The following is a 25,420-nucleotide window of genomic DNA, read 5'->3' as shown; positions in this document are numbered from 1 at the left end:
TTCCACGTGCGCCGTGTTGATCGTGATGCCGCGCGCCTTCTCCTCCGGCGCCGCGTCGATGTCCTCGTACTTCTTCGCCGTCGCCCCGCCGGACTTCGCCAGCGTCATCGTGATCGCCGCCGTCAGCGTCGTCTTGCCGTGGTCAACGTGACCAATCGTGCCGATGTTGCAGTGCGGCTTCGTGCGTTCGAACTTTTCCTTGGCCATTCTCTTAGCTCCTCAGTCCCCGAACCGGGGTTCCTGTCTGGTTTGGGGGTTTTCGGTTAGGCGGAGTGCTTCTTGATCACTTCGTCGGCGACGTGTTGCGGCACCGGGTCGTAGTGGTCGTACTGCATGGTGAACTGGGCGCGGCCCTGCGACATCCCGCGAAGGGTGTTCACATAGCCGAACATGTTGGCCAGCGGCACGAAGGCGTTCACGACGGTGGCGTTGCCGCGCATGTCCTGACCCTGGATCATGCCGCGACGGCCGTTCAGGTCGCCGATGACCGAGCCCAGATACTCTTCCGGGGTCACGACCTCGACGGCCATGATCGGCTCCAGCAGCTTCGGCGCGCCCTGCGTGCGCAACTCCTTGAAGGCGGCGCGCGAGGCGATTTCGAACGCCAGCACCGAGGAGTCGACGTCGTGGAAGGCGCCGTCGATCAGGGTCGCCTTGAAGTCGATCAGCGGGAAGCCGGCCAAGAGGCCGTTGTCCTTGGCCGACTCCAGACCCTTCTGCACGCCCGGAATGTATTCCTTGGGCACGGCGCCGCCGACGATGGCGGATTCGAAGACGAAGCCCGACCCCGGCTCGCCCGGCTCGAACACCAGCTTGATGCGGGCGAACTGGCCCGTGCCGCCGGTCTGCTTCTTGTGGGTGTAGTCGATCTCGGCCTTCTTCCCGAGGCTCTCACGATAGGCCACCTGCGGCGCGCCGATGTTGGCCTCGACCTTGTAGGTGCGCTTCAGGATGTCGATCTTGATGTCCAGGTGCAGCTCGCCCATGCCCTTCAGGATGGTCTGGCCCGACTCATGGTCGGTCGAGACGGTGAAGGACGGGTCTTCCGAAGCCAGCTTGGCCAGGGCGACGCCCAGCTTCTCCTGGTCGGCCTTGGACTTGGGCTCCACGGCGATCTCGATGACCGGCGCGGGGAACTCCATGCGCTCCAGGATGACCGGCGACTTGATCGGGTCGCACAGGGTGTCGCCGGTGCGGGTGTCCTTCAAGCCGGCCAGGGCGACGATGTCGCCGGCGTAGGCCTCCTTGATGTCCTCGCGGTTGTTGGAGTGCATCAGCAGCATGCGGCCGACGCGCTCTTTCCTGTCACGGGTCGAGTTCAAGAGGCCCATGCCCGTTTCCATCTTGCCCGAGTACAGGCGGCAGAAGGTCAGCGAGCCGACGAAGGGATCGTCCATGATCTTGAACGCCAGGACCGACAGGGGCTCTTCGTCCGACGCCTTGCGGGTGACGGGCTCCTCGGTCTTGTAATCGATGCCCTGGGTCGGCGGGATGTCGATCGGCGACGGCAGGTAGTCGACGACGGCGTCCAGCAGCGTCTGCACGCCCTTGTTCTTGAAAGCCGAGCCGCACAGGATCGGATAGAAGGCGCCGGTCAGCACGGCCTTGCGGATGCACGTCTTGATGGTCTCTTCCGACGGCTCATTGCCTTCGAGGTAGGCTTCCATGGCCTCGTCGTCGAGCTCGACGGCGTTGTCGATCAGGTACTGGCGCGCCTCATTGGCCTTCTCGACCATGTCGGCCGGGATCGGCACGTCCGTGTAGGAAGCGCCCAGGCCGTCGTTGTCCCAGACCACGCCGGTCATGCGGACCAGGTCGACCAGGCCCGACAGGTTGGATTCCGACCCGATCGGCAGCTGGATCGGCACGGCCTTGGCGCCCAGACGGTCGCGGATCGATTCCACCGATTTGTCGAAGTCGGCGCCGATCTTGTCCATCTTGTTGACGAAGACGATGCGCGGCACGCGGTACTTGTCGGCCTGACGCCAGACGGTCTCGGTCTGGGGCTCGACGCCGGCATTGCCGTCCAGCACGGTCACGGCGCCGTCCAGCACGCGCAGTGAACGTTCGACCTCGATGGTGAAGTCCACGTGGCCGGGGGTGTCGATGATGTTCAGGCGCTTCTCGCGCCAGAAGGCGGTCGTGGCGGCCGAGGTGATGGTGATGCCGCGTTCCTGCTCCTGGTCCATCCAGTCCATGGTGGCGGCGCCGTCGTGGACCTCGCCGATCTTGTGGGACTTGCCGGTGTAATACAGGATCCGCTCGGTCGTCGTCGTCTTGCCCGCGTCGATGTGGGCCATGATGCCGAAGTTGCGGTAGTCTTCGATTTTATGCGTGCGGGGCATTGGGGAGCGTGCCTTGCGGTCGATGCGGGCCGGCGAAGTGCGCGGCCCTTGGAATGGGGTCTGGTCGGAGCGCGGGCGGTCTAGCCCAATCCCGCGAGGCCCGCCAGTGCGGCGAGCCCCTGCGGGCGAAGGCTCTTACCAGCGGTAGTGCGAGAAGGCCCGGTTGGCTTCGGCCATCTTGTGGGTGTCTTCGCGCTTCTTGACGGCGGTGCCGCGGTTGTTGGCGGCGTCCAGCAACTCGGCTGCCAGCTTTTCCGTCATGGTGTTCTCGCCGCGCTTGCGGGCGGCGTTGACCAGCCAGCGGATGGCCAGGGCGCGACGACGGTCCGGACGGACCTCGACCGGCACCTGATAGGTGGCCCCGCCGACGCGACGCGAGCGGACTTCGACCGACGGAGCGACGTTGTCGAGCGCGGTGTGGAAGGTGGCGACCGGCTCCTGGTCCTTCTTCTTGTCGGCCAGGATGTCGAAGGCGCCGTAGACGATGTTCTCGGCGACGGCCTTCTTACCCTCGTACATGACGTAATTCATGAACTTGGTGACGATCAGATCGCCGAACTTGGGGTCCGGCAGGACTTCACGCTTCTGGGCGCGGTGACGACGGGACATGGAATGATCCTCTTAAATCTGTAGAGCGCGCAGGGCGGATTACTTCGGACGCTTGGCGCCGTAGTGCGAACGGCGCTGCTTGCGGTCCTTGACGCCTTGCGTGTCCAGCACGCCGCGCAGGATGTGGTAGCGGACGCCCGGAAGGTCCTTCACGCGGCCGCCGCGGATCAGGACCACCGAGTGTTCCTGCAGGTTGTGGCCTTCGCCGGGGATGTAGCACACCGCCTCGATGCCCGAGGTCAGGCGCACCTTGGCGACCTTACGCAGGGCCGAGTTCGGCTTCTTCGGCGTCGTCGTGTAGACGCGGGTGCAGACGCCGCGGCGCTGGGGGCAGCCCTTCAGGGCCGGCACCTTGTTGCGGGCGACTTTCGGCTGGCGGGGCTTGCGCATCAGCTGGTTGATCGTGGGCATTCGAACTCGTCTCTCTTCTCAATCGATGGAGGCGTGTGCCTTTCGGCCGGGGCGCCTCGCTGCCTTCTTTTCGGACGGACCTGACGGTCCGCCCCGGGGTGATTTCGAGCCGTCACGACAAACGCAAAAGCCGGAACGCGCGCTGAGGACGTTCCGGCGGGCACAGCCCGTAGAGTGAATTGTCACGATCGGAGCGGACGCGGACGCCCTCTCGAAGGTGCGCGGCTTCTACGCGCGGGGGGGCGCGGGGTCAAGGGCGCGGCGGAACACACAGATGCGACGGAGAATCCCCGGCTCGTGCGTTGGAGTTTGACAGTTCGCGACCATAGAAACGAAGACGCCCATGACCGCCAGCCCGCCCGCCGCCGCCAAACCGACGAAGCCCCGCTTCCGCCGCCCCCGCCGCGGCGTGCTGATCGGGATCGGCGCGGTGCTGCTGGCGGCGCTGGCGATCTGGTTCTTCTTCCTGCGGGGCGGCGCGGACGCGGAACCTTACCGCACCGAGGCGCTGCGGCGCGGCGAGATCACCCGGTCCGTGTCGGCGTCGGGCACGCTGGAGGCGCTGGTGACCGTCGAGGTCGGCTCGCAGATCTCGGGCCAGGTGACGCAAGTGATGGTCGACTACAACGACCGCGTCCGCCGCGGTCAGGTCATGGCCGTGCTGGACCCCCAGAACCAGCGCAGCGCCGTGGAGCAGTCGCAGGCCCAGATCGCCTCGGCCCAGGCGGGCGTGACGCAGGCCCAGGCCCAGGTCGCCCTGGCCCAGGCCGAGTACGACCGGCAGAAGTATCTGTTCGACCGCCAGATCATCGCCCAGGCCGCGCTGGACACGGCCCAGGCCTCGCTGCGCACCGCGCGCGCCAACGTGACAAGCGCTCAGGCCCAGGTGCGTCAGGCCCAGGCGGCGCTGCGGTCGAACCAGGCCAATCTGGGCCGCACCACCATCACCGCGCCGATCGACGGCATCGTCATCGACCGCCAGATCGAGCCCGGCCAGACGGTGGCTTCGGGCCTGAACGTGGCGGTGCTGTTCACCCTGGCCCAGGACCTGGGGCGGGTGCAGGCCCTGGTGAACGTCGATGAGGCAGACATCGGTCAGGTCCGCGTCGGCCAGCCCGTGCGCTTCACCGTCGACGCGTTCTCGGAGGACAACTTCACGGGTCAGGTGACGCAGATCCGCGTCCTGCCGACGTCGGAGTCCAACGTCGTCGCCTATACGGTCGTGGTCGAGGCCGACAATCCGGGCGAGCGCCTGCTGCCCGGCATGACGGCCAACGCCGACATCATCCTGGAGCAGAAGCGGAACGTGTTGCGGGTGCCGAACTCGGCGCTGCGGTTCACGCCGGCGGACGTCGAGGCGGACAGTCAGGCGCGTGCCGGGGGCGGCGGCTCGCCGTTCGGCCCCGCGGCGGGCGGCCAGCAGCAGCGTCGCGCCGGCGGCGCGCCGGGTCGCGGCAACATGGCGGCGGCGTTGCTGGAGGAGCTGGACCTCGACGCCGCCCAGCGTGCGCGGGTTCAGCCCATTCTGGAGCGGGCGCAGCAGCAGGCGCGCGCGGCGCGCGGCGTGGGCGGCGGCGGTCAAGGGGGCGGGCGGCGTCAGCGCGGCATGAACCCGGCGGCGGCGGCGGCCTTCAACGCCGCCTTCGACGAGATCAAGCCCCTGTTGCGGCCCGACCAGCAGGTGAAGCTGGAAAGCCTGCGCCTGCGTTTCGCCGGCGGCGGCGGTCGCGGCACCGTCTGGGTGCTGAGGAACGGCGAGCCAGTGCAGGTCTCGGTCCGCACCGGCGCCACCGACGGCAGCTACACCGAAATCCTGGGCGGCGAGCTGAAGGAAGGCGATCAGGTCATCACCGGCGGCGGCCCGCGCCGCACCGACGCCCGCGCCCAGCAGCAGGCCCAGCGCATGGCCGGCGGCGGCTTTGGCGGCGGCGGCGGTCCGCGATGATCGAGATCGAGCGCCTGACCAAGACCTACGTCATGGGCGACGAGGTCATCTCGGCGCTGAGCGGCGTCTCGCTGCGCATCGACCGGGGCGAGCACGTGGCGATCGTCGGCCCGTCGGGCTCGGGCAAGTCGACGCTGATGAACGTGTTGGGCGGCCTGGATCGCCCCACCAGCGGTCTCTACCGCTTCGAGTCCGAGCCGGTGGAGGATTTCGACGACGACCAGCTGGCGGGGTTCCGCAACCGCCGCATCGGCTTCGTGTTCCAGTCGTTCCAGCTTTTGCCGAGGCTGACGGCGATGCAGAACGTCGAACTTCCCCTGATCTACGCCGGCGTGGATCCGGCGACCAGGCGGGAACGCGCCGTGGAACTGCTGACCCGCGTCGGCCTGGAACACCGGCTGAACAACAGGCCGACCCAGATGTCCGGCGGTCAGCAGCAGCGCGTGGCCATCGCCCGCGCCCTGGCCAATGCGCCGGACCTCCTGCTGGCCGACGAGCCGACCGGGGCGCTGGACACCGCGACGGGCCAGGAGGTGCTGACCCTGTTCGGCGAGTTGAACGCCCAGGGCCTGACGCTCTGCATCGTCACCCACGACCAGGAGGTGGCGGCGCGGGCGCGGCGGTGCATCGCCTTCCGCGACGGTCGCATAGTTTCGGACGATCGCCATGCTGGATAAGGCCTCGACGCGGGGCCAGACCCTGCATTTCTCCACCGGCGGCATGAGTTCAATGGAACTGGTCCGCTTCGCCGTGGGCGCCATCGCGGCGCATCCGATGCGGTCGGCGCTGACGTCGCTGGGCGTCGTCATCGGCGTCGCGGCGGTGATCATGATGACCTCGATCGGCGTGGGCGCGCAGCAGCGGGTCGAACAGGCGCTGTCCAGCCTGGGCACCAACATGCTGGTGGTTCGCCCCGGCGCGGCGCGGACCGGCGGCGGGGGAGGCTTCGTGCGCGGCGGCGGCGGTTCGGGCTCCAGCCTGACGGTGGACGACGCCGAGGCCATGCGGGCCTTGGACGGGATCGCCGCGGTGTCCCCCGCCATCAACGGCGGCGCCCAGCTGGTCTATGAGGGCGCCAACTGGTCCAGCCGGATCGAGGGCGTGACGCCCGACTACCTGATCGCGCGCGATCTGGAGATCGCGTCCGGCCAGATGTTCGACCAGGCCGCCGCCGAAAGCGGGCGGAAGGTCGCCGTCCTGGGCCAGACCGTGGTCAACGAGCTGTTCGGCGAGGGCGTTGATCCGGTCGGCCAGCGCATCCGCGTGGGCCCCATTCCCTTCCAGGTGATCGGCGTCCTGGCGCCCAAGGGGCAGTCGGGCTTTCAGGACCAGGACGACATCGTCGTCATCCCGCTGGACGCCGCGCGCAGCCGGGTGATCGGCCGCGGGCCGGGCGCCCGGGGCGACAGCGTCAACCAGGTCTATGTGAAGGCCGTGGACGAGGACGCCCTGTTCCAGCTGGAGCAGGACGTGGCCGAGCTGCTGCGCCAGCGGCATCGGATCCAACCCGGCCAGGAGGACGACTTCAACGTCCAGAACCTGACCTCGGTGCAGGAAGCGGCCCAGAGCTCGACCCAGACCTTCACCATCCTGCTGGCGGCGGTCGCAGGCGTGTCTCTGGTCGTCGGCGGCGTCGGCATCATGAACATCATGCTGGTGTCGGTGACCGAGCGGACGCGCGAGATCGGACTGCGGATGGCCATCGGCGCGAAACGGTCCGACGTCCTGACCCAGTTCGCGCTGGAGTCCGTGGCGCTGTCGCTGCTCGGCGGCCTCATCGGCCTGGGCATAGGCATAGGGGGCGCGCTGTTGATGTCCACGCTGGGAGACTGGCCGTCGGTGATCCCGGCCTGGGCGGCGCCGCTGGCGATCGGCTTCTCCAGCTTCGTCGGCGTGGTGTTCGGCGCCTATCCGGCCTGGCGCGCGGCTCAGCTGGACCCCATCGAGGCCTTGCGGCGCGAATAGCCGCCACCAAGGAGCCGCAACTTCGCCACCATCGGCCCGTGTCCTGCCCGAACGGCGGTCGAGCGGGGGGCGGATGGCGGCGGGCGGATCAGCGACCAGGTGGCGGACGCCGACGATCCTCGCGGGATCGGTCGCCCTGCACGCCCTGGTCCTGGGCGTGCTCGGTCTGCGCGCCATCCAGATGGACGTGCCCCAGAGGCTGGATCGGCCGACGATCCTGCTGGATATAGAGCCGCGGCCCATGCTGCGCGACGAACGGCCGCGAGAGCGATCCTATGCCGCGCCCGATCCCGCCGACGCCGAGGCTCGCCCCCAGACGTCCGCGACGGTCGGCCCGCGCCGGCCGGAGGAAGAAGACGACGCGCCCTCCCCTCCTTCCCCCCGCGCGCCCTCTGCCGCGCCCGGGGCGCCTACGGCGGCGGAGCAAGGCATCGACGACGCCTGGCGCGTCCCGACAGCGCCCACACGCCGTCAGGTCGGTCGATCCTTGCGCGGCAGCATGATCGGCTGCGACGCCATGAACGGACGCCTCTCCGCCGGAGAACAGGCCCAGTGCGACGAGGCCTTCAACCGCGTCGCGGGCGTCGCGCCGCCGATCGAGGGCAGCGGAAACGCCGAACGCGACGCCCGCTTCGCCGCCGAGGGCCGGCGGGAGATGGAGGCCTATGAAGGCCGCCGCCGTCCCCTGGCCGGGGGCACCGGCCTGGGCGAACACGGCGACTGCCCCGGCTCGAACTTCGGCACGGGCTGCCCGGGACGTCACCTGGATCCGGGCTGGCGGCGCGACAACAACGACGTGATGAAGGGGGCGCAGGGCGGCTACGCGCGCTGATGGGCGCCAGCGATCCTTGTCATCCCGGCCGCAGCCGCGAAGAGGCGGAGAGCCGGGACCAACACATCCTGAAGTATTGACCGCCCGGACGGCCGCCAGGCCGAGCCGGGCGACGGCTCGCGCACGCTCGACGCCTGAAGTCCAGGCGCCCGTCTCCCGGCTCGGCGCTTTCGCGCCGTCCGGGATGACAAGTGCCCCTCGCCACGAAAAAGGGCGGCCCGTCGGGACCGCCCTTTTCCGCTTCATGCGGACCCAGGGTATCAGCCCTCGGTCGTCTCCAGCTCCGCAGCCAGGTCGGCCGGCAAGGCCTCGACGGCCGCCTCGCGCGCGTCGGTCAGGACCGCGTCGCGCTCGTTGGCGATCTTCTGCAGGCTGCGCAGATAGGCGCCCGTGCCTGCCGGGATCAGGCGGCCCACGATGACGTTCTCCTTGAGGCCTTCCAGGGTGTCGATCTTGCCGTTGACCGAGGCGTCGGTGAGGACGCGGGTGGTCTCCTGGAACGACGCCGCCGAGATGAAGCTGCGGGTCTGCAGCGACGCCTTGGTGATGCCCAGCAGGACCGGCTGCGTGGTGGCCGGACGGCCGCCGCGCTTCTCGACCTTCTGGTTCTCCAGCACGGCCTCGGCGACCTCGACGGTGTCGCCCTTGATCAGGGTGGTCTCACCCGAATCCAGGACTTCGACCTTCTGCAGCATCTGGCGGACGATCACCTCGATGTGCTTGTCGTTGATCGGCACGCCCTGCAGTCGATAGACCTCCTGCACCTCGTTGACGAGGTACTCGGCCAGGGCCTCGACGCCCTGGATGCGCAGCAGATCGTGCGGATCCGGGTTGCCGTCGATGATGTAGTCGCCCTTCTGAATCAGGTCGCCGTCCTGCACCGAGATGTGCTTGCCCTTGGGGATCAGGAACTCGACCGGCTCGCCCTGGACCCCGTCGGCGTTGACTTCCGGAGTGATCTTGATCCGGCGCTTGTTCTTGTAGTCGCGGCCGAATTCGACGCGACCGTCCATCTCGGCGATGACCGCGCAGTCCTTGGGACGACGGGCCTCGAACAGCTCCGCCACCCGCGGCAGACCGCCGGTGATGTCGCGGGTCTTGGCGCCCTCGGTCGGCACGCGGGCGATGATCTCGCCCGGCTTGACCACGTCGCCGTTGGCCACCGACAGAACGGCGCCGACGGGCAGCAGGTACCGGGCGTCGCCGCCCGAGGCCAGCTTGGCGTAGGCGTCGCCGGTGGTGACGCCCATGGCCGGACGCAGATCCGAGCCGCGCGGGCTGGCCCGCCAATCGGCGACCACGCGGTTGGCGATGCCGGTCGCCTCGTCGGTCTCCTCGCGGACGGAAAGGCCGTCCACCAGGTCCTCGAACCGGATCGTGCCGCCGACCTCGGTCAGGATCGGGGTGGTGTAGGGATCCCACTCCGCCAGACGCTGGCCCTTGCCGACCTCGGCCCCGTCCTTGACCCGAATGCGGGCGCCGTAAGGGATCTTGTGGCTCTCGCGGTCCTTGCCGTCGACGACGATGGTGACGACGACGTTGCGGCTCATGGCCACCAAGTCGCCGTGCGCCGCCTTGACGGTCGGGCCGACGATCTTTGCCGTGCCGGCGTTGGTCGCCTCGAAGAACGAGGTCTCCGCCACCTGGGCCGTGCCGCCGATGTGGAAGGTCCGCATCGTCAGCTGGGTGCCCGGCTCGCCGATCGACTGGGCGGCGATGACGCCGACCGCTTCGCCGATGTTGACGTTGGTGCCGCGCGCCAGGTCACGGCCGTAGCACATGCCGCAGATGCCGGCGTCCGCCTCGCAGGTCAGAGCCGAACGGACCTTGACCGACTGAACGCCCGCCTGCTCCAGAACCTCGATCTCCTCTTCCTGCAGATAGGTGTCCGCGGGGAACAGGACGGTGTCGGCGCCGGGCTCCTTGATGTCCTCGGCCGCGTAACGGCCCAGCACGCGCTGGCCCAGCGAGACCAGGACGTCGCCGCCCTCGACCACGGCGCGCAGGGTGATGCCGCGCGTCGAGCCGCAGTCCTCCTCGGTGACGATGGAATCCTGCGCCACGTCCACCAGACGACGGGTCAGATAGCCCGAGTTGGCGGTCTTCAGGGCAGTGTCGGCCAGACCCTTGCGGGCGCCGTGGGTGGAGTTGAAGTACTCCAGCACGGTCAGGCCTTCCTTGAAGTTCGACACGATCGGCGTCTCGATGATCTCGCCCGACGGCTTGGCCATCAGGCCGCGCATGCCGCCCAGCTGCTTCATCTGCGCCTGCGAGCCGCGGGCGCCGGAGTGGGCCATCATGTAGACCGAGTTGACGTCCGGCCGCTCGCCTTCGTGCAGGACGCGCGGCTGGGCGATCTCGCCCATCATGGCGTCGGCGATCCGGTCCGTGGCCTTGGCCCAGGCGTCGACGACCTTGTTGTACTTCTCGCCCTTGGTGATCAGGCCGTCGGCGTACTGCTGCTCGTATTCCTCGACCTGGGTGCGGGTCTCGGCGACGAACTCGACCTTCTTGGCCGGAATGACGATGTCGTCCTTGCCGAACGAGATCCCCGCCTTGGCGGCCTCGCGGAAGCCCAGGCCCATCATCTGGTCGGCGAAGATGACCGTCGCCTTCTGACCGCAGTGACGATAGACCTGATCGATCAGGTTGCCGATCTCCTTCTTGGTCAGGTTCTTGTCCAGCAGGCGATAGCCGACGTTCGGGTTCTTCGGCAGCAGGTGCGCCAGCTTCATCCGGCCCGGGGTCGTGTCGATCACCTTGGTGACCAGCTCTCCGGCGGCGTCCATCTCGGTCCAGCGGGCCTTGATGCGGGTGTGCAGGGTCACCACGCCGGCGTCCAGCGCGGCGTCGATCTCGCCGATGTTGGCGAACAGCTTGCCCTCGCCCGGCTCCCCGTCCTTGACCAGAGACAGGTAGTAGAGGCCGAGCACGATGTCCTGAGACGGCACGATGATCGGCTTGCCGTTCGCGGGCGACAGGATGTTGTTGGTCGACATCATCAGGACGCGCGCTTCCAGCTGGGCCTCGAGGCTCAGCGGGACGTGCACGGCCATCTGGTCGCCGTCGAAGTCGGCGTTGAAGGCGGCGCAGACCAGCGGGTGCAGCTGGATGGCCTTGCCCTCGATCAGCTTGGGCTCGAACGCCTGGATGCCCAGACGGTGCAGGGTCGGCGCGCGGTTCAGCAGGACCGGGTGCTCGCGGATGACTTCCTCGAGGATGTCCCAGACCTGGGGCTGCTCACGCTCCACCATGCGCTTGGACTGCTTGACGGTGCCCGACAGGCCCTTGGCGTCCAGGCGCGCGTAGATGAACGGCTTGAACAGCTCCAGCGCCATCTTCTTGGGCAGGCCGCACTCGTGCAGCTTCAGCTCCGGGCCGACCACGATGACCGAACGGCCCGAGTAGTCGACGCGCTTGCCCAGCAGGTTCTGACGAAAGCGGCCCTGCTTGCCCTTCAGCATGTCGGCCAGCGACTTGAGGGGGCGTTTGTTGGCGCCCGTGATCACCCGGCCGCGACGGCCGTTGTCGAACAGGGCGTCGACCGATTCCTGCAGCATCCGCTTCTCGTTGCGGATGATGATGTCCGGCGCCCGCAGCTCCATCAGGCGCTTCAGACGGTTGTTCCGGTTGATGACCCGACGATACAGGTCGTTCAGGTCCGACGTCGCGAAGCGGCCGCCGTCCAGCGGCACCAGCGGGCGCAGTTCCGGCGGGATGACCGGCACGATGGTCAGGACCATCCATTCCGGCTTGTTGCCGCTTTCCAGGAAGGCCTCGATCAGCTTCAGGCGCTTGGAGGCCTTCTTGGCCTTCATCTCCGACGGGTTGTCGGCCAGTTCGCCGCGGTGCTTCTCGGCCTCGGCGTGCAGGTCGATGCCCATCAGCAGGTTGCGCACGGCCTCGGCGCCGATCTCGGCGGTGAAGCCGTCGTCCCCGAACTCCTCCTGATAGCGGTAGAACTCGTCCTCGGTCAGCAGCTGGTTCTGCTTCAGCGGGGTCAGGCCCGGCTCGGTGACGATGTAGTTCTCGAAGTAGAGCACGCGCTCCACGTCCTTCAGCGCCATGTCCAGCATCAGCGAGATGCGCGACGGCAGGGACTTCAGAAACCAGATGTGGGCGACGGGCGAGGCCAGCTCGATGTGACCCATCCGCTCACGGCGGACGCGGGCCAGGGTGACCTCCACGCCGCACTTCTCGCAGATGATGCCCTTGTATTTCATCCGCTTGTACTTGCCGCACAGGCACTCGTAGTCCTTGGTCGGACCGAAGATGCGGGCGCAGAACAGGCCGTCACGCTCGGGCTTGAACGTGCGGTAGTTGATGGTCTCGGGCTTCTTGATCTCGCCGAACGACCACGAGCGGATCTTTTCCGGCGAGGCCAGCGCGATCTTGATCTGGTCGAAGGTCGGAGCGACCGGGACCGGGTTGAAGATGTTCAGGACGTCCTGGTTCATCTTGAGTTCCTTGCTGCGGCGTCTGCCGCGAATTGGTTCAGGGGCTGGGTTCCAGGGGCCAGGTTCTAGGGAGTCAGGTCCGGGAGCGTCGGTGGGGTCGAGAGCGTTTCCGCTCGATCAACCCGCCCTAGAACCTGGAACCTGATCCCTAGAACCTCAGCTCAGCTGTTCTCCAGCTCCACGTTCAGGCCCAGCGAGCGCATTTCCTTGATGAGCACGTTGAAGCTCTCGGGAATGCCGGCCTCGAAGCTGTCGTCGCCGCGGACGATGGCCTCGTAGACCTTGGTTCGGCCGGCCACGTCGTCCGACTTCACCGTCAGCATCTCCTGCAGGGTGTAGGCGGCGCCGTAGGCTTCCAGAGCCCACACCTCCATCTCGCCGAAGCGCTGGCCGCCGAACTGCGCCTTGCCGCCCAGCGGCTGCTGGGTGACCAGCGAGTACGGGCCGATCGAGCGGGCGTGGATCTTGTCGTCCACCAGGTGGTGCAGCTTCAGCATGTAGATGTAGCCGACGGTGACCGGACGCTTGAAGCGCTCGCCCGTCTGGCCGTCGTACAGGATCGACTGACCCGACTTGTCCAGACCGGCCTCTTCCAGCAGGCGCTCGATGTCGTTGATGTGGGCGCCGTCGAACACCGGCGTGGCGAAGGGCACGCCCTTCGACAGATTGCGGGCCAGTTCGACCAGCTCGGCCTCGTCTTCCGGCAGGGGGGTGTCCTTGCCGTAGATTTCGGTCAGCCGCGCGATCAGCGCCTTTTTCTGTCCGCCGTTCTGCCAGTCCTCCAGCAGTCCGGAGATCTGCTTGCCGAGACCCGCCGCGGCCCAGCCCAGGTGGGTCTCGAAGATCTGACCGATGTTCATGCGCGAGGGCACGCCCAGCGGGTTCAGCACCAGATCGACCGAGGTGCCGTCCTCGAGATACGGCATGTCCTCGATGGGCAGGATCTTGGAGATGACGCCCTTGTTGCCGTGACGTCCGGCCATCTTGTCGCCCGGCTGCAGCTTGCGCTTCACGGCCACGAAGACCTTGACCATCTTCATGACGCCGGGGGGCAGTTCGTCGCCGCGCTGCAGCTTCTCGACCTTGTCCTCGAAGCGACGGTCCAGCGCCTTGCGGGCGTCCTCGAACTGGCGCTTCATCGCCTCCAGCTCGCCCATCGCCTTTTCGTCGTCCAGGGCGATCTGCCACCACAGGCCGCGCGACAGCTCGCCCAGCTTCTCCTCGGTGACCGTGCCGCGGCCCAGGCCCTTGGGGCCCGAGGTGGCGGTCTTGCCCAGGACCAGCGGCTTCAGACGGCCGTAGACGTTGCGCTCCAGGATCGCCAGTTCGTCGTCGCGGTCCTTGCCCAGACGCTCGATCTCCGAGCGCTCGATGGCGACGGCGCGCTCGTCCTTGTCCACGCCGTGGCGGTTGAACACGCGCACGTCGACGATCGTGCCGGCCACGCCCGGCGGCAGGCGCAGCGAGGTGTCGCGCACGTCGGACGCCTTCTCGCCGAAGATGGCGCGCAGCAGCTTCTCTTCCGGGGTCATCGGGCTTTCGCCCTTGGGCGTGACCTTGCCGCACAGAATGTCGCCCGGCTGGACCTCGGCGCCGATCGCCACGATGCCGGCCTCGTCGAGGTTGCGCAGAGCCTCCTCGCCGACGTTCGGGATGTCGCGGGTGATCTCTTCCGGCCCCAGCTTGGTGTCGCGGGCCATGACCTCGAACTCCTCGATGTGGATCGAGGTGAAGACGTCGTCGCGCACGATGCGCTCGGAAATCAGGATCGAATCTTCGAAGTTGTAGCCGTTCCAGGGCATGAAGGCGACCAGGGCGTTCCGGCCCAGGGCCAGTTCGCCGAGGTCCGTCGACGGGCCGTCGGCGATGACGTCGCCGGCCTTCACCTCGTCGCCCACGCGCACGATCGGGCGCTGGTTGATGCAGGTCGACTGGTTGGAACGCTGGAACTTCGACAGGCGATAGATGTCGACGCCCGAACGGGCGGCGTCCACCTCGCCGGTCGCGCGCACGACGATGCGGGTTCCGTCGATCTGCTCGACCACGCCGTCGCGGCGGGCCACGACCACGGCGCCGGAGTCGCGGGCGACCACCGTCTCCATGCCGGTGCCGACCAGCGGCGCGTCCGACTGGACCAGCGGCACGGCCTGCTTCTGCATGTTGGCGCCCATCAGCGCCCGGTTGGCGTCGTCGTTCTCAAGGAAGGGGATCAGGGCCGCGGCCACCGACACCACCTGCTTGGGCGACACGTCCATCATGTCGACGTCGGCTTTGGACAGCAGCTGGGAGTCCCCGTTCACCCGGCCGGGGACCAGGTCGTCGACGATCTCGCCGTCCTTCAGCGCGATGTTGGCCTGGGCGATGACGTGCTTCGCCTCTTCCATGGCCGAGATGTAGACCACGTCGTCGGTGGCCTTGCCGTCCTTCACGCGGCGGTACGGGCTCTCGATGAAGCCGTACTTGTTCACCCGGGCGTGGGTGGCCAGCGAGTTGATCAGGCCGATGTTCGGGCCTTCCGGCGTCTCGATCGGGCAGATGCGGCCGTAGTGGGTCGGGTGCACGTCGCGCACCTCGAAGCCGGCCCGTTCACGGGTCAGACCGCCCGGCCCCAGGGCCGACAGGCGGCGCTTGTGGGTGATCTCCGACAGCGGGTTGGTCTGGTCCATGAACTGCGACAGCTGCGAGCTGCCGAAGAACTCACGCACCGCCGCAGCCGCCGGCTTGGCGTTGATCAGGTCGTGCGGCATGACCGTGTCGATGTCGACAGAGGACATGCGCTCCTTGATCGCGCGCTCCATCCGCAGCAGGCCGACGCGGTACTGGTTCTCCAGAAGCTCGCCGACCGAGCGGACGCGACGGTTGCCCAGGTTGTCGATGTCGTCGATCTCACCCAGGCCGTCCTTCAGTCCGACCAGGATCTGCAGAACCTTGAGCACGTCGTCCTTGCGCAGCACGCGGATGTCGTCGCCGACCTCCGGCGTCTCCAGGCGCATGTTCATCTTGACCCTGCCGACGGCCGACAGGTCGTAGCGCTCGCTGTCGAAGAACAGCGACTGGAACATGGCCTCGGCCGCTTCCGGCGTCGGCGGCTCGCCGGGACGCATGACGCGGTAAACGTCGAACAGGGCGTCCTCACGGCCGGTGTTCTTGTCGATGCGCAGGGTGTTGCGCATGTAGGCGCCGACCGTGACGTGGTCGATGTCCAGCACGTCGATGGTCGTGAAGCCATGCGACTCCAGCAGTTCGATCGTGGCCTGGTCCAGCTCGTCGCCGGCCTCGGCGTAGATCTCGCCGGTTTCCATGTTGACGGCGTCGGCGGCCAGATACTTGGTCAGCAGGGCGTCGGCGGCCAGCGACAGAGACTTCGTCGTGTCGCCCAGCTTCTTGGCCTGGCGCGCGCTGATCTTCGTGCCGGCCGGCGCGATGACCTCGCCGGTGTCGGCGTCGACCAGGTCGAACTCCGGCTTCACTCCGCGCCAGCGCTCGGCCTTGTACGGCGTGACCCAGCCCTCGCCGCGCTTCTCGTACGGAACGGTCTCGTAGAAGGTCTTCAGGATCTCCTCGCCGTCCATGCCCAGGGCCATCAGGAAGGTCGAGGCCGGCAGCTTGCGACGGCGGTCGATGCGGACGTAGACGATGTCCTTGGCGTCGAACTCGAAATCGAGCCAGCTGCCGCGGTACGGGATCACCCGCGCGGCGAACAGCAGCTTGCCCGACGAGTGCGTCTTGCCCTTGTCGTGGTCGAAGAAGACGCCCGGCGAGCGGTGCATCTGGGACACGATCACCCGCTCGGTCCCGTTGACGATGAAGGTGCCCTTGTCCGTCATGAGCGGGATGTCGCCCATGTAGACGTCCTGCTCCTTGATGTCCTTGACCGAGCGCGCGCCGGTTTCCTCGTCAGCCTCGAACACGATCAGGCGCAGCTTGACCTTCAGCGGCGCGGCATAGGTCATGTCGCGCTGGATGCATTCCTCGACGTCGTACTTGGGCTCCTCGAACTCGTAGGAGACGTATTCCAGGACGGCGCGCTCGTTGAAGTCCTTGATCGGGAAGACCGACTTGAAGACCGCCTCGATGCCCTCGTCCGTGCGCTGGCCCGGACGGCCCTCGCGCTGCAGGAACTGCTCGTAGGAGGCGCGCTGCACCTCGATGAGGTTCGGCATCTGCACCGCCTCGGGGATCTTCCCGAACGAGTGGCGGATGCGCTTCTTGCCGGTGAACGAGGTGGCGGTGGCGATCTGGGCGGCGAGCGCGAGACCGTCGATGGACTTGGCCATTCTGTCTTCCCAATGAGAGGCCCGGGCAGGCCCCTTTTCAATGCGGCGGCCCCGGCCCGCCGAACGGCGGCCCGGGACTTCGGTGTTTCGGCGCCCACCCTCGACCTTTCGGCCTGGACGCCTGAAATGTGAGGCTCCCTTGGGGAGGAGCGCGCCTTCGCACCGGTCTGAGGGCGACGAACCGGGCCTCGGCGCTTTCGCGCGGACTCTGCTGAAGAGATTGCGGGAGGCGCTGATATACTCGCTTTTCGGACGAAATGAAGGCCTCCCGAAAAAAAGTCGGGCGGCCTGTCGAACCGGCGGTCGCTGGCGCGTCTCCTCGATGTCGTTCAGGATCGGACAGGCCGATCCGCGACGGGGAGATGAGACCATGCAGTACGCCCTTCTGATCCATGAGAACGAAACCGAGGCCTATCCGGACGGCGAGGCCGGTCAGGCCTGGCAGAACATCCTGATCGCCCATGGCGCCTTCGGCGGCGAGATGGCTCAGGCCGGGGTCATGCGCGGCGGCGCCGGGCTTAAGTCCGCATCGCTCGCCACCACCGTCCGCGTCACGCCCGAGGGCCGCACCGTCCACGACGGCCCGTTCGCCGAGACCCGCGAGCAGCTGGGCGGCCTCTACATGATCGAGGTCGACGATCTGGACGCCGCGATCGCGTGGGCCAAGAAGCTGCCGATCGCCAAGAACGGCTCCATCGAGATCCGGCCGCTGCTTCCGGCGCCCGAGGGCCTTTGAGCGCACTCGACCGGGCCTTTCGGGAGGCGGGCGGCCGGGTCGTCTCGGCCCTGGCCGCCGGCTTCCGCGACCTGGACCTGGCCGAGGAGGCCTTCGCCGAGGCCTGCGCTCGGGCGGCTTCCGCCTGGATCGACCGCCCGCCGGCCGATCCCTCCGCCTGGCTGTACTCAGTCGCACGGCGGGTCGCGCTGGACCGTCTGCGGCGCAGGGCGACCGCCGGCGCCCATCGCCCCGAGGAGGCCGAGCCCGAGCCGACGCCCGAGGATCACGTCATGCGGCTGGACCAGCCCATTCCCGACGAACGGCTGAAGCTGATCTTCGTCTGCTGCCACCCGGCCATCGCGCCGGAAGCGCGGGCGGCGTTGACGCTGAAGACCGTCTGCGGCCTGACCACGACTGAACTCGCCCAGGCCTATCTGCTGCCCGAGCCGACGCTGGCGCAGCGGCTGGTGCGGGCCAAGCGCAAGATCGCCGAGGCCGGCGTGCCGTTCGAGGTGCCCGGCCCTGAGCGCTGGGGCGAGCGGCTGGACGCCGTCCTTTCCACGCTGGAAGTCGCCTATGCCCAGGCGCACGCCGACGCGGCGCTGGCCGGGCCGCACGCGGACTTCGCGCGGGAGATGCTTTCGCTCGCGACCCTGCTCGCCCGGCTGATGCCGGAGGAGCCCGAGGTGCTTGCCTTGGCGGCGTCGCTCCATCTGGCCGAGGCACGGCGCGGGGCGCGTCTGGACGCCGAAGGCGCCATGGTTCCACTGAGCGATCAGGACGTGCGGGACTGGGACGCCGCGCTGTGCGACGCGGGGGAGCGGCTGCTGGCGACGTCCGCCTCTTTCTCCCGAGGAGCCGCTCGACCGCCGGGTCCACGCGCGATCCAAGCCGCCGTCCATGCGGCGCATGCGTCCCGACGGCGATCCGGAGTGACGCCGTGGGCCGACATTCTTGGCCTTTACGACGCCTTGCTGGCTGTCCGGAACGACCCGGTCGTCCGCACCAACCGCGCCGTCGCCCTGGCGGAGGCATCGGGCCTTTCGGCCGCCCTGGCCGAGCTCGATGGAGTCGGCGCGGTCGGCTGGCTGCCCTGGCATGCGGCGCGCGCCGACATGTTCGCCCGGCTGGGCCGTCATGCCGAAGCGGTCGCCGACTACGACGCGGCTCTAGCCCTGTCGCCGAACCGGGCCGAAGCCCTGTTCCTGAACCGACGACGCGCTGCTAGCGTGGCCGCATGATCCGCACGCTCGCCACCCTCGCCGCCGTCCTGACGATCGCCGCCTGCGCCACCGCGCCGGGGCCGGCCACCCCCCTGCCCGCTCCGACCCAGCCGGAATGGGAGGCCAACCAGGCCGACTGGCTGGCCTTCAACGCGACGCAGCCGGGATGGAACGTGACCGAGAGCGGCCTGCAATGGCGGCGCGTCGGCCGGGCCAATCCGTCGGGCGCGCAGCCGCGGCCGGAGGACACGGTGAAGGTCCACTACCGGGGCGTCTTCACCGGCGGGCAGGAGTTCGACAGTTCGTACTCGCGCAACGAGCCGACGGAGTTTCCGCTGAACCGCGTCATCAAGGGCTGGACCGAGGGCGTCGGCCTGATGCGCGAGGGCGAGACGTTCGAGTTCCTGATCCCCGGATCGCTGGCCTATGGCGACCGCTGGGTCGGCGGCGCGATCCCGCCGAACTCGGCCTTGCGGTTCACGGTCGAACTTCTCGAAGTGAAGCCCGCAGGCTAACGCCGGAGAAGTCTGTCCCGGGCGGCGTTCAATCGCGCTGCGAGACCTTCGGTGCCGCCTTGATCCGGGTGCGCCCGCGCCATCAGGCGACGCCAGGCGGCGTTGACCTGTTCCGCCGTCGCTCCGGCCGGCACGCCCAGCAGCGACCTTGCCTCCGCGTCGTCCATTTGCGCTGGGCGGGCGGGCAGATCCCGCTTGCGGGAAGCCAGGGTCAGCCAGAAACCTCCGACGGCCAGAGCCGCCGCCGCGATCCACGATCCTCGCACGCCGGCCAGCGCGGCGCCGCCCAGCATGACGGCGGCCAGGATCGTCGCGCTGACGCGCCAGTGCCCGCGCCCGGCCCGCTCGGTCTGACGCCCCAGCCGGATCAGGGCCCAGAGCGCGATCGCCGCCAGGGCCAGGACGAGCAGGGTCACGGCCGGGTCACGCCGCCTCTTGCGGCACGGTCTCGGCGCCCAGGTCCAGGGCCTGCATGAGGCCGCGCAGCTCCTGCCGCGCCGCGACGTGGGCCAGCGACACGGCGACGGGCCGCACCTCGGGGGACAGGTCCGCGACGGTCAGGCCGAAGGGGAACAGCTCCCGATAGATGACCCGGTCGCGCAGGCCCGGCCCGACGCGGAAGCCGACGCGGCGCGCCAGGGCGGCGACGCGCTCATCCAGCCGCTGCCGGTTGCGCGCGGCGGCGACGGCCAGACGGTTCGACAGGACGATCCAGTCGATCGGCTTGCCGCCGGCGACCGCGCGACGCTTGCGCGCCTCCCAGACCGTCTCGGCGTACATGGAGGGGCGTTTGACCTCCAGCGTCACGGGATCGACCTGCCCCAGCATGTCGAAGTCGACGAAGCTGTCGTTCATCGGGGTGACGATCTGATCGGCCGCGACGTGGGCGGCCCGGCTGACGGGCGTGTCGCCCCCCGGGGTGTCGATGCAGATGAAGTCGGCCGCGGCGCGGGCTTCGGCCAGCCCGCGTTCGAACGCCGCCAGCTGCATCGCCTCGTCGGCCCGCGCCAGGGCCACCCCGTCGCCCATGTCCGGCGCGATCGGCAAAGCCAGGCTGACCCCGTTCGCAGCACCCCAGGCGGCCCTGTTTTCGAAGAAGCGGGCGAAGGAGCGCTGGCGCAGGTCCAGGTCGAGGATCGCCACCCGCTTGCCGGCGTCCAGAAGGGCGCTGGCGACGTGGATGGCCAGGGTGGACTTGCCCGCCCCGCCCTTTTCATTGCCGAAGACGATCACATGGGCGGCCATGCCGCGAACCCCCGAACGCGAAACTCAGGCGACGGGAGTGACCGGATTTGGAGGCGACTTCAAGCCCCGCGACGGCACCACGGGCCGTCGACGCCGGCGGCGGCGCAGATCGACGCGGCGGCGTCGGCGGGGGCCGCGACCTTGAGCCGGACCAGGGCCTTGTCGCCGACGGTTACGGGCTCGAAGCGCGGCGTCAGGCCGGACAGGGCGCGCTCACCACGCAGCTTCGACCAAGCCGTCTCGGCGGCCTCGCGGCTGGAGAAGGCGCCGAGTTGGATCAGACGGGTCCCGCCCCGACGGGTCGGCAGGACGGCAGGGCGCAGTTCGGCGGCCTGGCGTTTGACCTCGCCGACCGCCGCTTCGGCCACCAGCGGTGCGGCGGCCTTCGCCACGGCCGGAGCGAGGCCGTCGCGGGCGTCCCAAAGATCGTGGGGATCCAACACCTCGACGCGGACCGGCTGAGGCTTCCGCAGAGCCGTCGCGCCGGACGACGTCGCCTCACCCGGGCGCTCCAGCGAGACCGGCACGTCCGACACCATGCGCGCCAGATTTTCAAATCGTTCGGGGTCGGCCTCCACCGCGCCGCAGGCGGCGAGGGTCGAGCCGGCGAGCGCGACCAGGACTGGACGGATCAGGGAACGCAGGACCATAAGCCCACCCTAAACGCGGGTCTTTGAAACCCGGTTCACGAACAGCCTTAAGCGTCGGAGTTAACGCGGAAACCATGATCGTCGATGACGCCCCGCTGCAGACCGTCCGCTCCGTCGCCGCCCTGCGCGAGGTGGTCGACGGATGGCGGGCGCAGGGGCGCAGCGTCGCCTTCGTGCCGACCATGGGCGCTCTTCACGAGGGACATCTGGATCTTGTGCGGGAAGCCGTCCGTCGCGCCGATCAGGTGGTGGCCAGCGTCTTCGTCAACCCGACCCAGTTCGCGCCGCATGAGGACCTGGGCCGCTATCCCCGGCAGGAGGCGAAGGATGCGGAGCTTCTGGCGGGCGCCGGCTGCCGCCTGATGTATGCGCCCTCGGTGGAGGAGATGTATCCGGCGGGCGCCACGACGACGATCTCCGTCGGCGGACCGGCGGAGGGGCTGGAAGGCGCTTTCAGGCCGCAGATGTTCGGCGGCGTCGCCCTGGTGGTGGCCAAGCTGTTCAACCAGGTGCGGCCCGACGTGGCGGTCTTCGGCGAGAAGGACTGGCAGCAGTTGGCCGTGATCCGGCGCATGGTCCGCGACCTGGACTTTCGGATCGAGATCGTCGGCGTGCCGACGGCGCGGGACGGGCACGGCCTGGCCCTGTCCAGCCGCAACGCCTACCTCGACGAGGGTCAGCTGGCGATCGCGCGCCGGCTGAACGGCGTGCTGGCCGAGGCGGCGGCCAGGGCACGGGAGGGCACGCCCCTGGCGGCCGTCGAGCGCGAGGCCCACTCGGCGGTGCTGAAGGCCGGCTTCGAGCGGATCGACTATGTGGCCGTCCGTGATGCGGAGACGCTGACGCCGTTCCGCTCAGGCGTCGTCGAAGGCCCGGCACGCGTGCTGGCCGCCGCCTGGATCGGCACGACCCGGCTGATCGACAACCTGCCGGTCTAGGGCACCGTTCCGACCAGGCCGTCGACCCGCTCCATCGGCACGGCGGCGTCGACCAGGGACAGGGTCCAGCCGCGGTGAGTGGCCAGGCCCCAGCGGCCCGCGCCGGGGCCGAAGTCGGCGCCGCCGCTGGAGACCGTGACGCGCCGGCCGACGGCCAGCGACGCCGGGTCGATGCGGCCGACGGCGAGGGCACGGGGAGCGGAGCGGCCGCAGCCGTCGAAGACGCGCAGGTCCGACCAGTCGGAGCGCAGGCCCAGCCACCAGGGGTGGTCGGCGTTCAGCGCCAGCACGGCGACGCCCTTGCCCTCCGCGGCGAAGGCCAGGGCGGCCTCGGCGTCGGGGCTTTCGACCAGGGTCGCGGCCTGGCCGAAGCGACGGCGCGCGGCGTCGACGGCGCGGCCGGAGCCGTCGGGGGCCCAGACGCGGACCTGGGTTTCCGTCTGGCGCGCCAGTCCCCAGCCGACGATCTCGCGCCAGAGTCCCTCGACGGCGCGGGCCCGGTCGGGGCGGGCGCCGGCGGTCATGCGGGCCAGGACGGCGGCCTCGCGGTCGGGGCGGAGCGGCAGGTGGGGGCCCGACGGGGCGTCCTTGGCGCGGCCGACGCGGTCGGCGAGGGCCAGGCGGCGCTGGAAGAGGGCCAACATCTGGTCGTCCAGCAGGTCGATCTCGTGGCGGAGCGCGCCGAGAGTCATTTCGTCGGCGGAGTGAGGGCGGAGGGATGCGAGGGAAAGGGTCACGGTGTCGGCTTTCGATGAGGAGGGAGAGTACCTCGCCGCTTCGTCAGAAGCGGTCGCCGGCGAGACGTGCGGGTCGGACCCGCGCCTCAGCCGGCGCGTCGAAAGCCGTAGGCGTAGAAGGTCGCGGCCGCGGCGAAGGCGCGGGCGACGGTCGTGCTGACGATGGCGGAAGCGCCGGTCATGCGGGGATGAGGCCCGATGCGAGGCGCGGCGTCAAGCCGGCTCGCGGCAGAGGAGAACGAAGCGGGTGCGGTTTTCGGCCATTTCCTGCATGTCGTTGCGCAGGATCGTCAGGCCGTAGATCTCCGCGGCCGGCGGCGGGGCCAGGGCGGCGCGGGTGCGGTCCTCGGCGTCGGCGACGGCGCGGGCGGCGCCGGCGGTGTCGAAGGCCTCGACCTGGGTCAGCTTCAGCGCCGCGATCTGGGGCTGGCACTGGGCCAGCGCCACGGGGTGGCTTTCGACCGTCTTGAGATCGGACAGGCGGGCCCCGTCGACGCCCATCAGGGCCAGGCGGATGGGGCGCCAGACCTCGGTGATGCGGTGCAGGCCGGACGCTTCCACCAGGGTGGCGGCGGGCTCGACCCGGCCGACGATGGCGTTCTCGACCGGGATCAGGGCGCAGTCGCAGTCGCCGGAGCCGACCGCGTCCAGCGCCTGCTGGAAGGTGTCGAAGCCGACGGCCACGTCCCACGGGCGCAAGGCTGCGCAGGCCTCATGGCTGAAGGCGCCGGGCGCGCCCTGATAGGCGACGCGGCCCGCCCGTTCCGTCTCGCCGCCGATCCCCCCCTGCCCGCTCATCTCAGGCGGCCTCGGCGTCGGCGCGGCGGCCGGATTTCAGCCGCTCGGCGACCAGGAAGGCCAGCTCCAGCGCCTGGTCGGCGTTCAGGCGCGGGTCGCAGTGGGTGTGGTAGCGGCTGGACAGGTCGTCCTCGGTCAGGGCCTGTGCCCCGCCCAGACATTCGGTGACGTTCTGGCCCGTCATCTCCAGATGGACGCCGCCGGGGTGCACGCCTTCCGCCTCGGCCACGTCCACGAAGGTGCGCACTTCCGACAGGATGCGTTCGAAGGGGCGGGTCTTGTAGCCGTTGCCGGCCTTCAGCGTGTTGCCGTGCATGGGATCGATCGACCAGACCACGCGCTTGCCCGCAGCCTTCACCGCCCGCATCAGCTTCGGCAGGCGGTCGCCGACCTTGTCCGCGCCGAAGCGCCCGATCAGCGTCAGGCGGCCCGGCACGTCGTCAGGGTTCAGCACCTCGATCAGGGGAAGGAGGTCGTCCGGCTCCATCGTCGGGCCGCACTTCAGGCCGATGGGGTTCTTGATGCCGCGGGCGAACTCGACGTGGGCGCCGTCGATCCGGCGGGTGCGCTCGCCGATCCAGAGCATGTGGGCGGAGGTGTCGAACCATTCGCCGGTGGCCGCGTCCTGACGCGTCAGGGCGCTTTCGAGGTTCAGCAGCAGGGCCTCGTGGCTGGTGAATATCTCGACCTGGCTGAGCTCCGGGTGCGTCTGGGGCGTGATGCCGACCGCCTCCATGAAGGCCAAGGCCTCGGCGATCTTGTCGGCCAGTTCGCGATAGCGGGCGCCGGGGCCGTGGTCGGCGAAGCCCAGCGTCCAGCGGTGGACGTTGTAGAGGTCGGCATAGCCGCCGCCGGCGAAGGCGCGCAGCAGGTTCAGGGTCGAGGCCGACTGGTGATAGGCCTTCAGCAGTCTTTGCGGGTCCGGCACGCGCTCGTCCGGCGTGAAGGCCATGCCGTTGACGATGTCGCCGCGATAGCTGGGCAGGGTGACGTCGCCGATCGTCTCCAGGGGCGAGGAGCGCGGCTTGGCGAACTGGCCGGCGATGCGCCCGACCTTCACCACGGGCTTGCGGCCCGCGAAGGTCAGGACCACGGCCATCTGCAGGATCAGGCGGAAACCATCACGGATGTTGTCGGTCGAGAATTCCTTGAAGCTCTCAGCGCAGTCGCCGCCCTGCAGCAGGAAGGCCTGACCGGCCTCGACCTGGGCCAGGCGTTCGCGGAGGCGGCGCGCCTCCCCGGCGAAGACCAGGGGCGGCAGGGCCGCCAGCTCCTGCTCGACGGCCGACAGGGCGGCCGCGTCGGGCCAGTCCGTCGGCATCTGGCTGACGGGTTTGCTTCTCCAGCTCTCGGGGGTCCAGCGGCTCATGGCGACAAGATAGAGTGGAGACGGGGACGGAACAATGAACGAGACGACGCAAGGGGTGTGGGGTGTGGGGTGTGGGGTGCAATCCGTCTTCCTTCCCCGCTCGCCGGGGAAGGTGGCTCGCGGAGCGAGACGGATGGGGTGGCTGGCAACGGCGAGCTCGGTGTCAGGGATGAGCGTCAGCGCCGGTGTTTCACCCCCCATCCGTCTCGCTCCGCGAGCCACCTTCGCCCGCAAAGGGGGGAAGGGAATTGCCGTCTCGCTCCGTCGTTTTTCACGCGGAGTTGGGAAGGGCGGGCGGAGCGCCGGGCGCGGAGCCCGGATGAGGATTGAGTTTACCGTTTCGGCTTCGCGACGACGCTCCGCGCGGCTCGTCTGATCAGGAGCTG

20 protein-coding genes are annotated in these 25,420 nt (G+C 69.1%); 8 read left to right on the top strand and 12 right to left on the bottom strand.

Annotated elements, in window-relative coordinates; genetic code table 11:
- The 4 genes from VGN45_RS14585 to rpsL form a co-directional block, all read right to left on the bottom strand.
- Positions 1 to 207: GTP-binding protein (locus VGN45_RS14585; protein WP_327463170.1), on the bottom strand; the 207-nt coding region annotated here is incomplete at its 3' end.
- 56 nt (positions 208 to 263) lie between these two features.
- On the bottom strand, positions 264 to 2,345 hold the full coding sequence (fusA, locus tag VGN45_RS14580) for an elongation factor G (RefSeq protein WP_327463760.1): 2,082 nt from the start codon (positions 2,343 to 2,345) through the stop codon (positions 264 to 266).
- Between the two features lie 135 nt (positions 2,346 to 2,480).
- The gene (rpsG, locus tag VGN45_RS14575; RefSeq protein WP_327463759.1) at positions 2,481 to 2,954 is read right to left on the bottom strand and encodes a 30S ribosomal protein S7; all 474 of its coding nucleotides are present in this window, start codon (positions 2,952 to 2,954) and stop codon (positions 2,481 to 2,483) included.
- 39 nt (positions 2,955 to 2,993) lie between these two features.
- Entirely contained in the window at positions 2,994 to 3,365 is a 372-nt protein-coding gene (gene rpsL / locus VGN45_RS14570; RefSeq protein ID WP_125257493.1) for a 30S ribosomal protein S12, read from the bottom strand.
- A 343-nt stretch (positions 3,366 to 3,708) separates the two neighbouring features.
- Here rpsL and VGN45_RS14565 point away from each other — a divergent pair, with 343 nt between their 5' ends.
- From VGN45_RS14565 to VGN45_RS14550, 4 genes are all read left to right on the top strand, one after another.
- Positions 3,709 to 5,310: an efflux RND transporter periplasmic adaptor subunit gene (locus tag VGN45_RS14565; RefSeq protein ID WP_327463757.1), complete on the top strand. Its 1,602-nt coding sequence runs from the start codon at positions 3,709 to 3,711 to the stop codon at positions 5,308 to 5,310.
- On the top strand, positions 5,307 to 5,987 hold the full coding sequence (locus VGN45_RS14560) for an ABC transporter ATP-binding protein (RefSeq protein ID WP_327463755.1): 681 nt from the start codon (positions 5,307 to 5,309) through the stop codon (positions 5,985 to 5,987). Before VGN45_RS14565 ends, VGN45_RS14560 begins: the two co-directional genes overlap by 4 nt.
- Positions 5,977 to 7,275, top strand: a complete 1,299-nt coding sequence (locus VGN45_RS14555; RefSeq protein WP_327463753.1) for an ABC transporter permease — start codon at positions 5,977 to 5,979, stop codon at positions 7,273 to 7,275. The genes VGN45_RS14560 and VGN45_RS14555 overlap by 11 nt, the downstream gene beginning before the upstream one ends.
- A gap of 73 nt (positions 7,276 to 7,348) precedes the next feature.
- Positions 7,349 to 8,107 (top strand): hypothetical protein, encoded by a 759-nt coding sequence (locus VGN45_RS14550; protein WP_327463751.1) that lies wholly within the window; start codon positions 7,349 to 7,351, stop codon positions 8,105 to 8,107.
- A gap of 260 nt (positions 8,108 to 8,367) precedes the next feature.
- Here the strand turns inward: VGN45_RS14550 and rpoC are convergent, their stop codons facing one another.
- Both rpoC and rpoB read right to left on the bottom strand, forming a co-directional pair.
- Positions 8,368 to 12,564, bottom strand: a complete 4,197-nt coding sequence (gene rpoC / locus VGN45_RS14545; protein ID WP_327463749.1) for a DNA-directed RNA polymerase subunit beta' — start codon at positions 12,562 to 12,564, stop codon at positions 8,368 to 8,370.
- 161 nt (positions 12,565 to 12,725) lie between these two features.
- Positions 12,726 to 16,841, bottom strand: a complete 4,116-nt coding sequence (gene rpoB / locus VGN45_RS14540; RefSeq protein ID WP_327463748.1) for a DNA-directed RNA polymerase subunit beta — start codon at positions 16,839 to 16,841, stop codon at positions 12,726 to 12,728.
- 370 nt (positions 16,842 to 17,211) lie between these two features.
- Here rpoB and VGN45_RS14535 point away from each other — a divergent pair, with 370 nt between their 5' ends.
- The 3 genes from VGN45_RS14535 to VGN45_RS14525 are packed head-to-tail and all read left to right on the top strand — an operon-like array spanning position 17,212 to position 19,297.
- Complete coding sequence (locus VGN45_RS14535; protein ID WP_327463747.1) at positions 17,212 to 17,577, top strand: YciI family protein; 366 nt, start codon at positions 17,212 to 17,214, stop codon at positions 17,575 to 17,577.
- Entirely contained in the window at positions 17,574 to 18,800 is a 1,227-nt protein-coding gene (locus VGN45_RS14530) for an RNA polymerase sigma factor (RefSeq protein ID WP_327463746.1), read from the top strand. Before VGN45_RS14535 ends, VGN45_RS14530 begins: the two co-directional genes overlap by 4 nt.
- Entirely contained in the window at positions 18,797 to 19,297 is a 501-nt protein-coding gene (locus VGN45_RS14525; RefSeq protein WP_327463744.1) for an FKBP-type peptidyl-prolyl cis-trans isomerase, read from the top strand. Before VGN45_RS14530 ends, VGN45_RS14525 begins: the two co-directional genes overlap by 4 nt.
- Here VGN45_RS14525 and VGN45_RS14520 read toward each other — a convergent pair.
- The 3 genes from VGN45_RS14520 to VGN45_RS14510 are packed head-to-tail and all read right to left on the bottom strand — an operon-like array spanning position 19,294 to position 21,192.
- Positions 19,294 to 19,713, bottom strand: a complete 420-nt coding sequence (locus VGN45_RS14520) for a molecular chaperone DnaJ (RefSeq protein ID WP_327463742.1) — start codon at positions 19,711 to 19,713, stop codon at positions 19,294 to 19,296. The two genes, VGN45_RS14525 and VGN45_RS14520, sit on opposite strands and share 4 nt — an antisense overlap.
- A 7-nt stretch (positions 19,714 to 19,720) precedes the next feature.
- Positions 19,721 to 20,542 carry a division plane positioning ATPase MipZ gene (locus tag VGN45_RS14515; RefSeq protein WP_327463740.1) on the bottom strand — a complete coding sequence of 274 codons (822 nt, stop codon included), beginning with the start codon at positions 20,540 to 20,542 and terminating at the stop codon, positions 19,721 to 19,723.
- Positions 20,543 to 20,601: 59 nt separating this feature from the next.
- Positions 20,602 to 21,192, bottom strand: coding sequence for an SPOR domain-containing protein (locus VGN45_RS14510; RefSeq protein WP_327463738.1), 591 nt, complete (start codon positions 21,190 to 21,192; stop codon positions 20,602 to 20,604).
- A gap of 74 nt (positions 21,193 to 21,266) precedes the next feature.
- On the opposite strand from VGN45_RS14510, the gene panC reads away from it, so the two are divergent.
- Positions 21,267 to 22,130: a pantoate--beta-alanine ligase gene (gene panC / locus VGN45_RS14505; RefSeq protein ID WP_327463736.1), complete on the top strand. Its 864-nt coding sequence runs from the start codon at positions 21,267 to 21,269 to the stop codon at positions 22,128 to 22,130.
- On the opposite strand, the gene VGN45_RS14500 is transcribed toward panC, so the two are convergent.
- The 3 genes from VGN45_RS14500 to VGN45_RS14490 form a co-directional block, all read right to left on the bottom strand.
- Complete coding sequence (locus VGN45_RS14500; protein ID WP_327463734.1) at positions 22,127 to 22,867, bottom strand: chorismate mutase; 741 nt, start codon at positions 22,865 to 22,867, stop codon at positions 22,127 to 22,129. The genes panC and VGN45_RS14500 overlap by 4 nt on opposite strands.
- A 213-nt stretch (positions 22,868 to 23,080) precedes the next feature.
- Positions 23,081 to 23,665 (bottom strand): prephenate dehydratase domain-containing protein, encoded by a 585-nt coding sequence (locus VGN45_RS14495; RefSeq protein ID WP_327463732.1) that lies wholly within the window; start codon positions 23,663 to 23,665, stop codon positions 23,081 to 23,083.
- A 1-nt stretch (position 23,666) separates the two neighbouring features.
- Positions 23,667 to 25,034: a class II 3-deoxy-7-phosphoheptulonate synthase gene (locus VGN45_RS14490; protein WP_327463730.1), complete on the bottom strand. Its 1,368-nt coding sequence runs from the start codon at positions 25,032 to 25,034 to the stop codon at positions 23,667 to 23,669.
- Between the last annotated feature and the right edge of the window lie 386 nt (positions 25,035 to 25,420).

It is taken from the genome of Brevundimonas sp., assembly GCF_035999125.1.
GTDB lineage: Bacteria > Pseudomonadota > Alphaproteobacteria > Caulobacterales > Caulobacteraceae > Brevundimonas.
Note: the sequence above shows the minus strand (reverse complement) of the source record. Positions and strands in the feature narration are given on the sequence as shown.

What these genes read in the sequence shown, in the direction of transcription:
- panC (WP_327463736.1), top strand. Translation starts at nt 21,267, where the DNA reads ATGATCGTCGATGACGCCCCGCTGCAGACCGTCCGCTCCGTCGCCGCC.
- VGN45_RS14535 (WP_327463747.1), top strand. Translation starts at nt 17,212, where the DNA reads ATGCAGTACGCCCTTCTGATCCATGAGAACGAAACCGAGGCCTATCCG.
- VGN45_RS14550 (WP_327463751.1), top strand. Translation starts at nt 7,349, where the DNA reads ATGGCGGCGGGCGGATCAGCGACCAGGTGGCGGACGCCGACGATCCTC.
- rpoC (WP_327463749.1), bottom strand. Translation starts at nt 12,564, where the DNA reads ATGAACCAGGACGTCCTGAACATCTTCAACCCGGTCCCGGTCGCTCCG.
- VGN45_RS14490 (WP_327463730.1), bottom strand. Translation starts at nt 25,034, where the DNA reads ATGAGCCGCTGGACCCCCGAGAGCTGGAGAAGCAAACCCGTCAGCCAG.
- VGN45_RS14525 (WP_327463744.1), top strand. Translation starts at nt 18,797, where the DNA reads ATGATCCGCACGCTCGCCACCCTCGCCGCCGTCCTGACGATCGCCGCC.
- VGN45_RS14510 (WP_327463738.1), bottom strand. Translation starts at nt 21,192, where the DNA reads ATGGTCCTGCGTTCCCTGATCCGTCCAGTCCTGGTCGCGCTCGCCGGC.
- VGN45_RS14565 (WP_327463757.1), top strand. Translation starts at nt 3,709, where the DNA reads ATGACCGCCAGCCCGCCCGCCGCCGCCAAACCGACGAAGCCCCGCTTC.
- fusA (WP_327463760.1), bottom strand. Translation starts at nt 2,345, where the DNA reads ATGCCCCGCACGCATAAAATCGAAGACTACCGCAACTTCGGCATCATG.
- VGN45_RS14555 (WP_327463753.1), top strand. Translation starts at nt 5,977, where the DNA reads ATGCTGGATAAGGCCTCGACGCGGGGCCAGACCCTGCATTTCTCCACC.
- rpoB (WP_327463748.1), bottom strand. Translation starts at nt 16,841, where the DNA reads ATGGCCAAGTCCATCGACGGTCTCGCGCTCGCCGCCCAGATCGCCACC.
- VGN45_RS14495 (WP_327463732.1), bottom strand. Translation starts at nt 23,665, where the DNA reads ATGAGCGGGCAGGGGGGGATCGGCGGCGAGACGGAACGGGCGGGCCGC.
- VGN45_RS14560 (WP_327463755.1), top strand. Translation starts at nt 5,307, where the DNA reads ATGATCGAGATCGAGCGCCTGACCAAGACCTACGTCATGGGCGACGAG.
- VGN45_RS14515 (WP_327463740.1), bottom strand. Translation starts at nt 20,542, where the DNA reads ATGGCCGCCCATGTGATCGTCTTCGGCAATGAAAAGGGCGGGGCGGGC.
- rpsL (WP_125257493.1), bottom strand. Translation starts at nt 3,365, where the DNA reads ATGCCCACGATCAACCAGCTGATGCGCAAGCCCCGCCAGCCGAAAGTC.
- rpsG (WP_327463759.1), bottom strand. Translation starts at nt 2,954, where the DNA reads ATGTCCCGTCGTCACCGCGCCCAGAAGCGTGAAGTCCTGCCGGACCCC.